Source organism: Thiothrix winogradskyi (assembly GCF_021650935.1).
GTDB classification, from domain to species: domain Bacteria; phylum Pseudomonadota; class Gammaproteobacteria; order Thiotrichales; family Thiotrichaceae; genus Thiothrix; species Thiothrix winogradskyi.
On sequence record NZ_CP091244.1, the window covers coordinates 2592304 to 2608513 of the forward strand.

At 49.1% G+C, this 16210-nt stretch carries 16 protein-coding genes; 8 read left to right on the forward strand and 8 right to left on the reverse strand.

All coding sequences use genetic code 11. From position 1 onward, the window contains the following. The first annotated feature begins 103 nt into the window (after positions 1-103). The 3 genes from L2Y54_RS13225 (at position 104) to pyrF (ending at position 2349) form a co-directional block, all read left to right on the forward strand. Positions 104-409 carry an integration host factor subunit beta gene (locus L2Y54_RS13225; RefSeq protein ID WP_236496676.1) on the forward strand — a complete coding sequence of 102 codons (306 nt, stop codon included), beginning with the start codon at positions 104-106 and terminating at the stop codon, positions 407-409. Positions 410-471: 62 nt separating this feature from the next. After that, positions 472-1623 (forward strand): tetratricopeptide repeat protein, encoded by a 1152-nt coding sequence (locus L2Y54_RS13230; protein WP_236496677.1) that lies wholly within the window; start codon positions 472-474, stop codon positions 1621-1623. A gap of 27 nt (positions 1624-1650) precedes the next feature. Then, the gene (gene pyrF / locus L2Y54_RS13235) at positions 1651-2349 is read left to right on the forward strand and encodes an orotidine-5'-phosphate decarboxylase (protein ID WP_236496678.1); all 699 of its coding nucleotides are present in this window, start codon (positions 1651-1653) and stop codon (positions 2347-2349) included. On the opposite strand, the gene hflD is transcribed toward pyrF, so the two are convergent. From hflD to L2Y54_RS13250, 3 genes are all read right to left on the reverse strand, one after another. Further along, positions 2339-2977: a high frequency lysogenization protein HflD gene (gene hflD, locus L2Y54_RS13240; RefSeq protein ID WP_236496679.1), complete on the reverse strand. Its 639-nt coding sequence runs from the start codon at positions 2975-2977 to the stop codon at positions 2339-2341. The genes pyrF and hflD overlap by 11 nt on opposite strands. A 71-nt stretch (positions 2978-3048) precedes the next feature. After that, complete coding sequence (mnmA, locus tag L2Y54_RS13245; RefSeq protein WP_236496680.1) at positions 3049-4173, reverse strand: tRNA 2-thiouridine(34) synthase MnmA; 1125 nt, start codon at positions 4171-4173, stop codon at positions 3049-3051. Continuing rightward, positions 4166-4624 carry an NUDIX hydrolase gene (locus tag L2Y54_RS13250; RefSeq protein ID WP_236496681.1) on the reverse strand — a complete coding sequence of 153 codons (459 nt, stop codon included), beginning with the start codon at positions 4622-4624 and terminating at the stop codon, positions 4166-4168. The genes mnmA and L2Y54_RS13250 overlap by 8 nt, the downstream gene beginning before the upstream one ends. A gap of 102 nt (positions 4625-4726) precedes the next feature. Here L2Y54_RS13250 and L2Y54_RS13255 point away from each other — a divergent pair, with 102 nt between their 5' ends. Continuing rightward, positions 4727-7489, forward strand: coding sequence for a 2-oxoglutarate dehydrogenase E1 component (locus tag L2Y54_RS13255; RefSeq protein ID WP_236496682.1), 2763 nt, complete (start codon positions 4727-4729; stop codon positions 7487-7489). 8 nt (positions 7490-7497) lie between these two features. Here L2Y54_RS13255 and L2Y54_RS13260 read toward each other — a convergent pair whose 3' ends face one another. From L2Y54_RS13260 to L2Y54_RS13270, 3 genes are all read right to left on the reverse strand, one after another. Continuing rightward, a complete protein-coding gene (locus L2Y54_RS13260) occupies positions 7498-8256 on the reverse strand; it encodes a L,D-transpeptidase family protein (protein ID WP_236496683.1) in 759 nt (252 codons plus the stop codon). Between the two features lie 180 nt (positions 8257-8436). Further along, positions 8437-8856, reverse strand: coding sequence for a hypothetical protein (locus L2Y54_RS13265; protein WP_236496684.1), 420 nt, complete (start codon positions 8854-8856; stop codon positions 8437-8439). 13 nt (positions 8857-8869) lie between these two features. Beyond that, positions 8870-9709, reverse strand: a complete 840-nt coding sequence (locus L2Y54_RS13270; protein WP_236496685.1) for an SDR family oxidoreductase — start codon at positions 9707-9709, stop codon at positions 8870-8872. Positions 9710-9823: 114 nt separating this feature from the next. On the opposite strand from L2Y54_RS13270, the gene L2Y54_RS13275 reads away from it, so the two are divergent. The 4 genes from L2Y54_RS13275 (at position 9824) to aspS (ending at position 13440) form a co-directional block, all read left to right on the forward strand. Continuing rightward, on the forward strand, positions 9824-10081 hold the full coding sequence (locus tag L2Y54_RS13275; protein WP_236496686.1) for an FmdB family zinc ribbon protein: 258 nt from the start codon (positions 9824-9826) through the stop codon (positions 10079-10081). A gap of 129 nt (positions 10082-10210) precedes the next feature. Continuing rightward, a complete protein-coding gene (locus L2Y54_RS13280) occupies positions 10211-10897 on the forward strand; it encodes an outer membrane beta-barrel protein (protein WP_236496687.1) in 687 nt (228 codons plus the stop codon). Between the two features lie 69 nt (positions 10898-10966). Then, positions 10967-11539: an outer membrane beta-barrel protein gene (locus tag L2Y54_RS13285; protein WP_236496688.1), complete on the forward strand. Its 573-nt coding sequence runs from the start codon at positions 10967-10969 to the stop codon at positions 11537-11539. A 131-nt stretch (positions 11540-11670) separates the two neighbouring features. Further along, positions 11671-13440 carry an aspartate--tRNA ligase gene (gene aspS, locus L2Y54_RS13290; RefSeq protein WP_236496689.1) on the forward strand — a complete coding sequence of 590 codons (1770 nt, stop codon included), beginning with the start codon at positions 11671-11673 and terminating at the stop codon, positions 13438-13440. Positions 13441-13507: 67 nt separating this feature from the next. Here the strand turns inward: aspS and L2Y54_RS13295 are convergent, their stop codons facing one another. Both L2Y54_RS13295 and L2Y54_RS13300 read right to left on the reverse strand, forming a co-directional pair. Further along, positions 13508-14452 (reverse strand): site-specific integrase, encoded by a 945-nt coding sequence (locus L2Y54_RS13295; protein ID WP_236496690.1) that lies wholly within the window; start codon positions 14450-14452, stop codon positions 13508-13510. Positions 14453-14618: 166 nt separating this feature from the next. Beyond that, positions 14619-15914, reverse strand: a complete 1296-nt coding sequence (locus L2Y54_RS13300; protein ID WP_236496691.1) for a helix-turn-helix domain-containing protein — start codon at positions 15912-15914, stop codon at positions 14619-14621. Positions 15915-16210 lie beyond the last annotated feature (296 nt).

Here is a 16210-nt window from a genome sequence, read left to right on the forward strand (position 1 = left end):
TATAGTTCAGGCGGTGCAGGTACACTATCTGCACTGTTTTCCAAGACTGGAAAGCTGCAACAACGATTATGATAACCCCGTCGTTTGTTCAGGAGTGGAATGGATGACCAAATCTGAAATCATTGATATTTTGTCACGTAAGCAAAGCCATCTTAGCAGCCGCGATGTGGAAGAGTCTGTTAAGAAGTTGCTCGAAAAAATGAGTGAATCACTGTCTGGCGGCGGGCGTATTGAAGTCCGGGGCTTTGGCAGTTTTTCCCTGCATCATCGTGCAGCACGTAAAGGCCGTAACCCTAAAACGGGTGATCAGGTGGCTTTACCGCCGAAGCATGTGCCTCATTTTAAGCCGGGCAAGGAATTGCGTGAGCGCGTAAATGAATCGCGTGTCAGTTACCCTGTTCAGGATTAAGCTGCCTGTTACGTGGTAATGAAGGGGAGGCATACAGCCTCCTTTTTTACATCTAAGGCATTATGCAAGAAATTCTATTTTTACTCCTGCCCATCGCGTTTTATTCCGGTTGGCACGCGGCGCGTAAGCGTTACAAAGAACACCGGGAACAACAGCGCCAAGATGTTCCGCAACGTTTTGTGCAAGGCATTAACTACCTATTGAGCGAAGAACCCGACAAAGCGTTGGACGTATTCCTCAATTACGCTGAAGTTGATGAACACACCGCCAATACGTTTTTATTGCTGGGTAATTTGTTCCGCAATCGGGGGGAAATTAACCGCGCATTACGCATCCACCAGAATCTTGTCGCCCGTTCTGATTTAAGCAAACCGCAACGCACAGCGGCGATGTTAGCGCTTGGTGAAGATTTTTTCGCCGCTGGCTTGTTGGATCGTGCTGAAAGTGTATTCACTGAATTACTCAAAGATGACCCGAAACATGCCGATGCGTGTGAACCATTGCGCAATATTTACGAACAATTGCACGAGTGGAACAAAGCGATTGAGATTGCCCAACTAGCCCAGCAGCGCAGTAAAGCCGATCATAGTCGTTTGATCGCCCATTATTATTGCGAACTCGCCGTGCTGGAATTGCAGAAGCAGAACTTGTTCCGTGCGGAAGAAACCATTAAAAAGGCGGTGAAAAGCCACCCTACATCAGCACGGGTCTTGGCGCTCAACGGTGATCTTGCTTACGCGCGTAATCAGCGGGAGGAGGCGTTGGGCTTTTACCGTCAGGCGATTAAGAAAGATACGCGCCTAATTGGCATGTTATTCAATCAGTTGGTCAATAATTTTAATCAAAAAGATGAGCTGAAAAGCTTGTATCAGTTTATTCAGCAAACCTTTGCTAACACGCAAGACGCTAAGTTGTTTGGTTATTTGCTGCAATTAGCTCGTAAGCTGGGGAAATTATCCGATATGCAGCTTCAGGTTGAAGAATACCTAACCAAAGGTAAACCCAGCCTCAATACCTTAACTCATGCTACCGATGTTTTGTCGTCGTTATGGCAAGAGGAAAAGGTGTGCGATATTGCCCAATTACAAACGGCTTTGCAGCGCTTGGCTGCCAGCCAACCGGATTTCCAGTGCGCCCAATGCGGGTATAAAATGCACGGTTACTTATGGCGTTGTCCCGCGTGTCACCATTGGGATACTGTCAGCAATGTTTAACTTGGTTTAACTTGTCAGGATGATTGCATGTCTAGCCGTTTGATTATTGCCCTTGATTTTGCCACTGCGGAACAAGCACTGGCGTTTGTTGCCCCACTCAGCCCCTCACAATGCAAGCTCAAAGTCGGTTTTGAGTTGTTTGTCGCCGCAGGCCCTGAGTTTGTGCGTCAGTTAACCGCGCGTGGTTTTGAGGTGTTTCTGGATTTGAAATTTCACGATATTCCCAATACGGTGGCGTCGGCGTGTAAAGCTGCGGCTGGTTTGGGGGTGTGGATGCTCAATGTTCATGCGTCCGGTGGAGCCAAAATGATGCAAGCTGCGCGTGAAGCTTTGCAAGAGTTCGCTAACCCACCCAAGCTGATTGCGGTGACGGTGCTAACGTCGATGGATAAGGCGCAACTTTCCGGCACAGGCATTGCCGCCGAACCTGCACAGCAAGTGCAACATTTGGCGCAATTGACAGCCGACAGTGGTTTGGATGGCGTGGTGTGTTCGGCACAGGAAGCGGCTATGTTACGCCAACGCTTAGGGAATGACTTCCTGCTAGTGACACCCGGTATCCGCCCGGCTGGCAGTGATCAGGGTGATCAATCCCGCGTGATGACACCCGCACAAGCGCGGGAAGCCGGAGTCAGTTACGTGGTAGTAGGGCGACCGATTACCCAAGCGACTGACCCGCAATCGGTGATTGCGGCGATCAATCTTGAACTGGGCTTTAATTCCTAGCCAAAAACTGTTGCGCTTCTTTTTGCATCGCGCTCCGCGAGAATATGAGTTTCCAGCGACTTCCGCCCGCTTGCCGCCACAATAAGGCGGCACGGATGCCTGCCAGCAATAAAGCCCGGATTTTTGCCGCATTTTCGGGGTTGGCAAGGTGATTTTGGTCGCCTTTGATCATAATGCGCGGTCCCAGTTTGCTGACGGTGGTGGTGTAGATTTCAGCGAGCCGTGCAATCATATTGGGGTGGGTCATGGCGAAAAAGTCCAGTTGTTGTTGGGCGTTTTCGATATTTTTGAGTAATGACTGGAACATATCCGGGTCATTGGCGAGTTTCTTTTCCAGATACAGCAAATTGACTGCGTAACGGGTGGCTTCGATGTCTTTGGGTTTGCCATCGGGGTTCAAGGTGCTAGCGCCGAGTTGGTACATCAGTACCCGAAAGCCGGTTCTGAGTTTGTTAGCACCACCGTAAAGAGCTTCGGGGCTAGAGTGGTCTTCTGTCAAGATGCTGTTGATGCAGGCTTCAAACAGTTCGCTATCAACATTGCCACGCGCGGCAATTTGCGTGACACCTTCTACACACTGAAACAGTGCGGCAAGGGCTAGGGTTCGATTACGGTTATTGGCTTCCACAGGTTTTTAGTAAATCCGCGTTGAATATGTGTTGTGAGGATAAGGGTTTATACAAATAATTCAAGTTATCCCTAGGGATGTGGGCACGTGCTTGCCATTGCGTCAATGATACCACCGCCTAAACAGGTGTCATCTTGATAAAACACAATGGATTGTCCGGGGGTAATGGCGCGTTGTGCCTGGGGAAAGCACACCGCGCTGTGACCATCGGGTTTGAGGGTGACTTGGCAGGTTTCCTCTGTCTGACGGTAGCGGATTTTGGCTTTGCATTCAAACTGTTCACCAGGGGCTTGACCCGCCACCCAATGCAATTGCGAGGCTAACAAGAAGTGCTTCATCAGCAATTCGTGTTGATGCCCTTGGGTCACGATCAGGTGATTGTTTGCCATGTCTTTGTCGACCACGAACCAAGGGGATTCATCCGCGTCTTTGCGTCCGCCAATGCCTAAGCCTTGGCGCTGACCGAGGGTGTAGTACATTAAACCGTGGTGTTTGCCGATGATCTCATTGTCAGGGGTTACGATATTGCCGGGTTGAGCGGGCAGAAAGCGTTGTAGGAAATCGCGGAATTTACGTTCGCCAATGAAGCAAATGCCAGTACTGTCTTTTTTGCGGGCGGTGGTGAATCCGGCGGTTTCTGCCAATTCGCGCACCTTGCTTTTTTGCAATTCCCCAACCGGAAACAGGCTGCGTTGCAATTGGTGCTGTTGCAGGGTGTAGAGGAAATAGGTTTGGTCTTTGTTAGCATCCACGCCCTTGAGCATTCGCACTGTGCCGTCTGGGTCACGCGCAATGCGGGCATAGTGTCCGGTGGCGATATAGTCCGCGCCCAACTCCAGCGCAAGCTCCAAGAAAGCTTTGAACTTGATTTCCTTATTGCACATGATGTCGGGGTTAGGGGTACGCCCGGCGCGGTATTCTTCCAGGAAGTAGGTGAAGACGCGCTCCCAGTATTCGCTGGCGAAATTGCGGGTATGCAGGGTGATGCCTAACTGGTCGGCAACGGCTTGCGCATCGGCAAGGTCAACCGCTGCGGAGCAATAGTCTTCGGTGTCGTCTTCTTCCCAATTTTTCATGAACAAGCCTTCCACTTGGTAGCCTTGTTCCAGCAGCAACAATGCAGCAACCGAGGAGTCGACCCCCCCGGACATGCCGACAATGACTTTTTGCGTGGCGTGTTGCGTAACGTTAGTCATTGGCGATGAAATAGTGCAGGCTGTCAAGCGAATGGCGTACCCCCGATTCATACATGTCGAGTGAACGCCCGACCAAATCGCTGCGCCAGACACAAGGTTGCTGCTGGCGGATTTGCTCACGGGTCAGCCAGTGAACGGCGCTAATATCCGGGTCGATTTGGTAGCCGGGGACAGGTTCAAGCAGCGTGCCGGTGAATGTGAAACGCAGGTAAACACGGTCAGGGTCGTCGCGTTGCATGTGAAAAATACCGAGTAGGGCGGTTGGCTCAAAGTTCCAGCCGGTTTCTTCCAGCGTTTCGCGCCGTACCGCATCCAGCAGGCTTTCGCCGTGTTCCATGTGTCCGGCAGGCTGATTGATGGTGAGTTGCCCGCCATGCATTTCTTCGACCATTAGAAAGCGGTTATTGTGTTCAATGACACTGGCGACGGTGACGCGGGGTTTCCAAACCATAATGAGCATCCTTCAGCGGGAAAGCGGAGTATTCTACACACAATTTCCCTGCATTGGTCTATAATGCACTCGTTAAAATAAACCGATAATCAGGGTATGGGTATGATGGATGAATCTTTCCTCGATGGTGAACACGCGCTTTTTTTAGAACAACTGTATGAGCGCTATCAGCAAGACCCACATAGCATAGATCCGCAATGGCAAGCCTACTTTAAGCGCTTGGATACCGAGCCTGTTACCCGCAGCCCTGTGCCTAATGCGCACAATGGTAATGGCAAAGTGTTGGAACAGCGTAGTGAACAATTGCATGTTTCGCGCTTAATCAATGCCTACCGTTACTTGGGGCATTTGGAAGCCAACACCAACCCACTCGGTGATTACGCTTACAAAGTGGGTGTGCCGCAGTTGATGCTGGAACACCACGGGCTGGAAAATGTTGACCTTGATACCGTATTTGACCCCGGTTCGTTCAATATCACCGCCAAGCCAACCTTGGGCAATATTGTCAACGCACTGCGTGAAACCTACCTACGCACGATCGGTTTTGAATACATGCATATCTTGGATGTGCAAGAAAAACGTTGGCTGCAAAAGCGCATCGAACCGAATATGGGGCACGGCAAACTGACCCACCCCGAACGCCGTAAAATCCTCGAACAACTCACCGCAGCAGAAGGTTTTGAACAATACTTGCATCGCCGTTACGTCGGGCAAAAGCGTTTCGGGCTGGAAGGTGGCGAAAGTCTGATTCCGTTATTGCAAACCCTGATCCACGAAGGCGGCAAACAGGGTTTGCAGGAAATGGTGATCGGTATGGCGCATCGGGGACGTTTAAATGTCCTCACCAATGTGCTGTGTAAGCCTGCGGGCGAGCTGTTCAGTGAGTTTGAAGGCAAAATCGACGAAACCTATACGGGTGACGTGAAATACCACAAAGGCTTTTCCTGTGATGTCAGCACCGAAGGCGGCCCTATGCATTTGGTATTGGCGTTTAACCCCTCGCATCTGGAAATTGTCAGCCCGGTGATGGAAGGTTCAGTCCGCGCCCGTCAAGACCGGCGCGAAGACAAAGACGGTGACCAAGTGTTGGGCATTTCGATCCACGGCGATGCGGCATTTGCAGGGCAGGGCGTGGTGATGGAAACTTTCAATATGGCGCAAACCCGTGGCTACCGTACTCGCGGCACGATCCATGTCGTTATCAATAACCAGATTGGGTTTACCACCAGCACAGTGTCGGACAGCCGTTCGACCTATTACCCGACGGACGTGGCGAAAATGATCAACGCGCCGATTTTCCACGTCAACGGCGATGACCCCGAAGCGGTGGTGTATGCCACGCAAGTGGCGCTCGAATACCGTCAGCTATTCCAAAAAGACGTGGTAATCGACTTGGTGTGTTATCGCCGCTTAGGGCATAACGAAGCCGATGAACCGAACATGACTCAACCGGTGATGTACAGCACCATTCGCAGTTTGCCCACGACCCGCGCCAAATACGCGCAGCGGCTTGCCGAAGCGGGTGTGGTCAGCGAAGGTGGCGCAAAAGGCTTGATCGACGCTTACCGCACCAAGCTGTCTAACGGCGGTGTGACCTGTTGTAATAGCCAGACGCGCTCTGGTTTGCCTGCCGAATTGCAAACGCATTGGAAAGCGTATCTTGGGCAACCTTGGCGGCAGCACATTGACACGACGTGTTCCGCAGAACACATTCAAAGCATTAGCGCCCGCTGGATCAGCAATATCCCCGCTGATTTCGTGGTGCATCCGCGTGTGTTCAAGGTGCTGGAAGCGCGGGCGGCGATGGGGCGCGGTGAAATCGCGGCGGACTGGGGCTTTGGTGAAAACCTTGCTTATGCCACTTTGGTGGAGGAGGGTTTTGATGTGCGCTTATCGGGGCAGGATTGTGGTCGCGGCACATTTTCACACCGTCACTCGGTATTGCATCACCAGCAGCGGCGTGAACAGTGGATTCCGTTGCAACACACCGCCGATTTTCAAGCCAGATTTACGGTGATTGACTCGGTGTTGTCGGAAGAGGCGGTGTTGGCGTTTGAATACGGTTACGCTACGGCAGAACCGGATACACTGGTGATTTGGGAGGCGCAATTTGGCGACTTCGTGAACGGGGCGCAGGTGGTGATTGACCAGTTTATCAGTTCCGGCGAACAGAAATGGCAGCGTTTGTGCGGGCTAGTGATGTTCCTGCCACACGGCTTGGAAGGGCAGGGGCCGGAACACTCATCAGCGCGTCTGGAACGTTTTGTGCAAATGGCGGCACAGGAAAACATGCATATTTGCATTCCATCCAACCCCGCGCAGGTATTCCACATGTTGCGGCGGCAAATGCTGCGTAAATACCGCAAGCCCTTGATTGTGTTTACGCCGAAAAGTTTGTTGCGGCATCCGTTGGCGGTTAGCCCGCTGGAAGACTTTACGCTGGGGCAATTTGAAGTCGTGCTGGATGATGTGGATATCACCGATGTGGATGCGAAAGAGCAGGTGACACGGGTGATTCTGTGCAGCGGCAAGGTGTTCTACGATTTGCTGGAAGAACGGCGCAAACACACGCTGACCAATACGGCGATTATCCGTTTGGAACAGCTTTACCCATTCCCCGGACAAGAATTGGTGGATGTAATGGAGTATTACCCCAACGTTAAAACCGTGATTTGGTGTCAGGAAGAACCCGTGAATCAGGGCGCGTGGAATGGCATTAAACACCGTTTCGATGCGTATGATTATACCGAAGTGGTGTGTGTAAGCCGCCCGGCGATGGCAGCACCTGCGGTAGGGTCATTGTATATGCACCAGCGGCAGCAACAGGCGTTGGTGCGTGAAGCGTTGGGGTTGGATGGGGATTAAACACCTAGTTAAAGCGACAAACGCCCCAATTCATCCGTTGGCACTTGCACCAATAAGGGGTTGGTATTCGGTTGCAACCAGCGCAATACCTCCAGCAGGTGCTCCCGATCCATTCCGGTGCAACCGGAAGTTGGGGTTTGCGGGTCTAGCCACACATGCAGGAAAATTGCGCTCCCATACCCAGGTGTAACCGGCTGGGTGTTATGCTCCACTATCATGCCGTATTCGTACTGATGATCAGCGCGACGCATCAACTCAAACGACGCCCAATGCTGTTTCGGGGTATTGGGCTGATCCGCACGGATACTGCGCCACTGGTTGTAATCGGCGGAATCCACCGCATCCACAAAATAATCGCGCTCAGTCGCAGTGCGGTAGGGCATTTGCAAACCTTGCGGGGCATCAGCGGCATAGCCAAACGCGGTTCCTAAACGAAACACACCGGCGGGTGCTTTACCATCACCCTCGCGTTTTTGCACTCCATCTGACGGATTCGTGTGCAAACCCGCACCCCAGCCCAAACCGTTGCGCCCCAGCTTAACGGGGATTGCATCACCTACCGGATACCAAGCCGCAGTGCGTTTTTCCATGCGCTTTAAGGTTGCATCTGTTGTTTTCCAATCTGAAGTCGTCACCAACAACACTTGCGTGGTAGTATTCGGCAGGTTGATTTCAAGCAATTGCTGTTCCAGGCGTGGGGAGCAAGCTGACAATACACCAAGCAAAATCATCAGCGGCAATAACTGCCACCAATAGAAACGTTTCATTCAATAATCCATGCCATAGGTGGAAAGAAAGGGTACTCAAGGAAACTGCCATTTTATCACCCTTTACGTTAGTTCCATATTTCGCATAATACATATTATGTCAAATTGACATAATATAAGTGTTATGTAGATGTGTGTTATACATGAACTGTAGAGACGCAAAATCTTGCATAATGAAAATCAGCGTTTGCAGATGGGTGAATCATCCGGTGTTTCGACACTGCGTACAATCGTATCCACAAAGGTATTCAATTCTTCAGTCGAGATGACGGTCAGCATTCGACTCATCACATCAGGGTTTACTTGTGCAATGGTTTGATGCCCACCGGCTAATTGCAAGTAAATGCCTGCGGTGCTTTTGCTGTCATCATCCTCAAGTCCTGCCTCTACCAGTGCCTGATCCGCTTCACTAAGCTCATCGTAGAGGTCGTCCAGCATGTCCCATAAGTCATCGTCTACCCCTTCAGCAATTTTCAGGACAATAGCCCCCTGGACTGGCTCGATTTCGCGTTCAAAGTGCAATTCATGCTCATGTAATGCTTCAATAAACCGGTCGGCAATGCTTTGGGTGAAAAACAAATATTCGAGTGTTTCATTCATGATAACTGACAACCTATTGATTTTCTTTGCTGGAAATGCGTAGTAAAATGCTGTCTAACCAGCGTGTAGGCAATACCCGCCGTAAAACCCAAAAAAGATGCGCAGGTACAGTCACTTGATAACGTGCTTTAGGATTCGGGCTTTCCAAGGCATGAATGACCTTCTCTAACACAGCTTCTGGTGGCAAGGTAAAGGGAGCAGCAGGCCCTTCCTTCTCAAGGCGGCGAATTGCGCCTTGGTACTTTTGCCGATGCACGCTTTGATCAATACTGACATGCGTCTTCAATGACTGCAAAGCATTCGCCCTGAAACGGCTCTCAATGGGCCCAGGTTCAATCAGGCACACTTTGATGTCGGTATCTGCCAGCTCCAAACGTAAGGTGTCTGCCATGCCTTCTATGGCGTATTTGCTGGCATTGTACGCGCCACGAAATGGCAATGCCACGTAACCCAACAACGAACTGTTATAAATAATGCGACCTTCATTGCGTTGTCGTAACAGCGGCATAACCATTGTCGTCAACTGATGCCAGCCAAAGACATTGGTCGCGAATTGCTGTTCCAGTGCGGTGCGGGACAGGTCTTCCAACGCCCCTGCCTGCCCGTAAGCGCCATTATGAAACACGGCGTACAATTCGCTATTGGTGCGCAACATCAGCTCGTATACCGCATCCTGCACGCTTTCAGGATCGGCAAGATCCAGTTGCAAGGTCTTAAAGCCTTCTGCTTCCAAACGTTCGACATCTTCCTGTTTGCGTGCAGAAGCAAACACTTGATAACCCCGTTCCCGCAAGCCTTTTGCCACGCAGTAGCCAATGCCGCTGGAACAGCCGGTAATCAACACATTACGCATGTTTTTTCATTCCTTTGCACATTGTGAGATGAGAATGTAGCCTGATTCATTGAATTCATGCAAGTACGCCCCTATTATCACGACCTGCTAATATACACGGACTGGAGTCTCAATATGCCTATTTATGCTTATCAATGCAGTGCTTGTGGTCATGAAATGGAAGCGCTGCAAAAAATGTCAGATGCACCCCTGACGGATTGCCCTGCTTGTCATGCCTCCACATTGGCGAAAACGGTAACAGCCGCTGCATTTCGCCTGGGTGGCGGTGGTTGGTACGAAACCGACTTCAAAAGCGGCAACAAAAAGAATCTCGCCAATAATGATGCACCTTCTGCTGCTTGTGGAACAGGCGCGTGTCCGGCTTGTAAATAAGCATGAGCGCAGGAAACTCCCTTTAAAGCCACTCATCGGAAACCATATAGCACGCATTGCTTATTACCTAGCGACCAGAATAAAATGGCTACGGTTGCTTAATTACAACAATAAAAGGTTACGAGCATTATGAAAAAATCTATTCTGGTAGCAGCAGCTATTGCTGCGCTTTCAAGTTCTTCGGTGTTTGCTGGTGGTTCTGTCTTTGGCGGTAGTTCTTCTGAAGACAGTACCGGTGCTATTTACGGTGGTGCGAGCATTGGTCAGTCCAGTGATGGAAGCTGTGAGGCAGCTAACAGCATGTTGGATGAGCTAAATGACTTAGCTGGAAGCGAGCTCTTAGCAACAAGTGATTGCGCAAATGCCAGTGCGTGGAAAGTATTTGGTGGCTACAAAGTCACCCCGAACCTTGCAGTTGAAGGATCATATAATAATTTAGGTAAATATACTGATAGTGCTGAAATTCAAGCCATTCCTGGGGTTAATGTTGATCCAAATTTAGTATCGACTGTCTCAGAAATGACTGCGATCGGCGTATCCGGTGTGGCAAGTACTCCTATAACTAATGAATTTAATGTATTTGGCAAAATGGGTGTTGCTTCTTGGAGCAAAGAAACAGAACTTTCCAACACCAATACTAGAACGGGAGTACAAGATCCACCATTGTCAGCTAAAACTGACGGGGTTGACTTAACTTTAGGCGCAGGTGCTGAATATAAAATTAATGACAACTGGGGTGTCCGTGGTGAGGTTGAGCGCTTCGATGGTCTCAACGCCAACCTCTACTCAGTTGGTGCGAGTTTCTCAACGTTCTGATAATCCAAAAAATCTCAGAGTAGCCCCTTTCTTTTTCAAGAGAGGGGCTTTTTACCAAGGAAACCCCCCATGAAACTTTCCTATTTGATTGGTCTGATCAGCTTGAGTGTTGCCCCCTCCATCACTTTTGCTAACGATATATTTTCTGCTACTGAAGCAGATTCAGGAATGCCCGGTCAATTCTACGCTGGTTTTAGCTTACTCAAATCAGATGCTGAATGTAATTATGAAGGTGTTGCTTGTGACAGTACCGGCTATAAAATAGCAACTGGCTACAAATTTAATGATAATTTTGCTGTTGAAGGTGGGTATTACGACCTGTTTACCAATGACGGCACGAATGCCACCACAGGTGAAAAATCCACGGTTAATGGTTCCGGGTTAGCACTCTCTACCATCGGTACATACTCTATTGATGGCAAAAGCTCCCTGTCCGGTAAAGTGGGCTTCATGGCATGGGATGCCGAAGCCAATAAAGCCGGTGTACCCGTCGTCGGCATGAGCGGTACGGATATATTGCTAGGTGTTGGTGCTGGTTATCGGTTGAATGATCATTGGCAACTTCGTGGCGAATATGAACAAATTGGTGGTGATTTGGAGGCGAAAGTCTATTCTTTAGGTACGACACTTTCCACTTTGTAACACGCTATACCCGCTTTCCTGTATCTCGCTTGCGTATCAGGCTGTCAGGGCTTAACATTCCCGCCTTTACAGTGCAACGTTCCCGGCTTAAATAACAAATCGGGGCAGATTGAAACCAACAGGAATAAGCAATGCGTAGCCATTATTGTGGGCAGGTGGATGAAACCCTGCTAGATCAGCAAGTAACTTTGTGTGGATGGGTCAACCGTCGCCGTGACCACGGTGGGGTTATTTTTATCGACTTGCGTGACCGTGAAGGCTTAGTGCAGGTTGTCTTTGACCCAGACAGAGCCGATGTTTTCCAAACTGCTGAAAGAGCGCGTAATGAATATGTGTTGCAAGTTGTAGGCAAAGTGCGTCAGCGCCCGGCTGGCACCGAAAACGCTAATTTGCGTAGTGGGCAAATTGAGATCCTCGGTCTTGAGCTAAATGTGTTGAATGCGGCTGAAACGCCACCATTCCAGTTAGATGAAGATAACGTTGGTGAGGAAACCCGTTTAACTTACCGTTACATTGACCTACGCCGCCCTGAAATGCAAAAGCGGATGCAAACCCGTGCCAAAGTAACCGGTTTCTTACGGCGCTTCCTCGAAGATAACGGCTTCCTCGACATCGAAACCCCGATGCTGACCAAAGCAACCCCTGAAGGTGCGCGTGACTATCTCGTGCCTAGCCGTACCCATCCGGGGTCGTTCTTCGCCCTGCCCCAATCACCGCAATTGTTCAAACAGTTGCTGATGATGTCGGGGATGGATCGTTATTACCAATTTGCCCGTTGCTTCCGTGACGAAGACTTACGCGCAGACCGTCAGCCTGAATTCACTCAGTTGGACATTGAAACCTCCTTTATGGATGACAATGCCATTATGAGTATGATGGAAACCATGATGCGGGCGACCTTCAAGGAAACCTTGGGCGTAGAGTTGCCGAATCCGTTCCCGCGTATGCCCTACTCCGAAGCCATGCATCGCTTTGGTTCTGACAAACCGGATATGCGGATTCCACTGGAATTCATCGAAGTCAGTGACTTAATGGAAAGCGTGGAATTCAAAGTTTTCTCTGCCCCTGCTAAAGACCCTAACAGCCGTGTCGTAGCGATGCGTCTACCAAAAGGCGGTGATTTATCACGTAAAGAGATTGATGACTACACCACCTTTGTCGGGCGTTACGGCGCAAAGGGCTTGGCATATATCAAAGTCAATGACGCGGCTGCTGGGCGTGATGGCTTGCAATCCCCTATTCTGAAGTTCCTGCCAGATGAAACAGTTAGCGGCATTATGGAACGCACTGGCGCACAAACCGGCGATTTGATCTTCTTTGGCGCTGACAAATCCCGTGTGGTTAACGACGCTTTAGGCGCGTTGCGCGTAAAGCTGGGACATGATCGCGGTTTGGTTGAAGGCGCTTGGGCGGCATTGTGGGTTGTGGATTTCCCCATGTTTGAATGGGATGACAAAGACAACCGTTGGGTTGCCTTGCATCACCCCTTCACCGCACCGAAAGGCTCACCGGAAGAATTGCTGGCAAATCCGGGGCAAGCGCTGTCTATCGCTTACGATATGGTATTGAATGGTACGGAAGTCGGCGGTGGTTCTGTGCGTATCCACAATATGGAAATGCAGAAGTCGGTGTTTAAACTGCTGGGGATTTCTGATGAAGAAGCTCAAGAGAAGTTTGGCTTCTTATTAAATGCCCTGAAATACGGTTGCCCTCCACACGGTGGTTTGGCATTTGGCTTGGATCGGTTGATCATGCTGATGACTGGCAGTCAGTCGATTCGTGATGTCATGGCATTCCCGAAAACGCAAACGGCTGCTTGCCCATTGACGGATGCACCGGCTGAAGTGAATGCTAAGCAATTACGTGAATTGAATATTCGTGTGCAATTACCACAAAAATAATAGTTGTACAAATCAACTATAATGCGTTTAGTTGCTTCTTTCTTTTTGTGAGAAAGAAGCAACTTCCTCACAAAAAGCTATTGCCTGCATGATTTTTAAAGAGCTCAGCGTTTCTCACATAGCCTTGTACAGTCTGTACAGATTTATGTCGCGATATATCCATTATCTTAAATAAATTAGCGCCAGCTTCAGCAGCGGTAGTAATGAATCCCGACCGTAAGCTATGCCCACTAAAGTCTTCTGCATTCAAGCCTGCTGCTTTTGCGTAACGTTTTACAATGTCAGCCACGGAACGATCACTCAAGGTTTGTTTGCGAATCTTACCGTATTTGGTAATCGGTCTGAAAATGGTACCTTCGGTAAGATTAGCTGCTTTTAGATAGTCTTTGAGGACACCAACAACATTTAAGCGTCCATTTAAAATGGCAATGGTGTGACCCTCTCCTTCTTGGTCTGTTTTCGATTTTTGTATCAAAATCTTCAAACCATCCGGTACTTCTTCAATATCTGCCACGGTTAACGCCACCAATTCAGACCGACGAAATGCACCCGCAAATCCTAAAATCAGGATTAACTTGTCCCGCTTGCCCTGCAAGGTTTGCGTATTACAATGCGCCATCATCTGGTAAATCTTATCCACGGTAGCTGCTGCTTTCTTACGTGTACGTACCCTGTTTGCGCGGCGAATACCTTTTAAAGTAACACTAACCAATTTGTTGGTTGTCGGTGTTTCGTACCCTGCTGCTTCATGGGCGTAACGAATAGCCCCAACACGACGATTTAATGTTGATGGCGAAATACCCGCTTGCGCTTGATCTGCTAAAAAGTCAGCAATCGTTGTTGCGGTAGCGGGAATCGCCACCAGCCCTCTTTCTTGACACCATGCTGCAAAGATCTTGACATCGGCACGATAGGCGCGTCGTGTCGAAGCACTCGTCGCTTCAACAACAAAACGCTGAACATTTTCACTAAGTTCGTTCGAGACTGAACCTATTGCCTGAAAATCACTCATTTATTACCTTTTTTCTTAACTTCTGAGAATATCAGTTATCAGAAGTTAAAGCATTTAGTTAAATTTTAATAAACATAAACGTATTTACGTAAATTTTATTAAAATTGTTTAAAAACAAAAGCTTAAATTCTAAAGTTGTTATTTTATTTTTAAGTAGTTTACTTATTTAGTATCTGATGAGCTCAAAAATGGTGGCAGGCTTGCCACTCCGACCATCAGAACGGTGCTTAACTGTACGTTTGATGCGTCCTTGCGTTTCCAATGACTTCAACAAGGTATTCATCGCTGCTGATTTAATATTTTGCTGAAAAACGTTGACACGGATCTGTGTTGTGGTTAAGCCCCCGTGTTTGCGCAACGCCGCGATGATTTTGCCTTCATCTTCGTTCTGCTCACCTTCAAAGATGTAGGCGACGCTGCCAAGGCAGTAATCCCAAATATGTGTGGCGGCGTGTAAATGTTTTGGCATGACTTGATCGGTGCAATCCAGCAAGGCAAAAATGCAAGCGATGCGTAACACTTGCACCCGTGAGCGTTCCGACATCGGTGAATTCACTTTCGCTAATGACAGTGCCAAGGTTGACCATAACTCCAAGGATTCAGGGGAAAGCGATAATTCATTCAAGTCGCTGGAAAACTGAATCGCTTTGGCGACCTCATCCGCGTAATGCAGCATTTTGACAACGGGAATGCTTTCAGGAATCGCTACAATTTTCGGGCGACGCACACAGATCCATAAAATGCGGCTGGCTAAGGCGGTGGCGTACTCGCTTTGCTCCAAACGTTTTACCAACTCTTCATAAGTAATGTGACCGACGAAACACACATGCGCATCCGTAACCGTTACGCGATTATTTTTGGTCAAGGGGGAAAAGTTACCCGTGTCCCAAAAGCGGCGAATCGCGGCTGAAACCGTATTGCCTTCACGTCGCGCCGCTTGCAGAACAGCCGCGAATTCCTCTTCGAGTATCATCAAGCGTTTGTCGGGAACGCCTTTGTCGGTGGGGTTGCCATCTTCATCGTCCGTATCCGCTGGGTCGCGCACTGCCCATGCTAACCCTTCCCCGCTCGACATTGGTCCGTCTCGGTATAACGCCAATGGCAAACCCAATTTACGGAGTTGCACGTTGACGTAATCCTGCATGAGTTTTCTGACGGGGGAAGCCGCTGTACCTTTACCACCACCGGCAGAACTCGCTGTCACACTGAATAGGCGCGGTGGCGCTTCTACATCGCCCAAACGCAATACGGCTTTGTTGCCAAAATAAGCACCTGCCCAAGTTAATAAGTGAATCAACACGCCAATCGGATCCGCCTCTGACTGTTGACAGGCATCAAAAGCAAAGCGCCCTGCTATTCCGTAGTAACAGCCTTCGTGGGGAATCGGAAACTCTGACGGCGCGTCTTCTATCTCTATCGCATTGTTTGAGCCTGTTTCAGGCAGCTTGACAACATTGCTCATGGTACTTTCCTTTTCGCGGCTTAACTAAGTACGTGATTATATACAATAAAAAATGAGTTAATTTTTACTATATATTACTGTTTTATAGCATATTTTTTATATTTACGTAAATACGTTTTTAAAAATTTATGTGGCTGAGACAAACTTATTGAACCGGTACAAAGAAAATCCCCCTCAATCCCCCTTTTGCAAAGGGGGAAGCTGAATAGTACTCTTTAAAATCAAGTAGATAACGTAGGTCGGACTTTAGTCCGACATTATTTAGGTTTTATTGAGGAGATTGTCGGGCTGAAGCC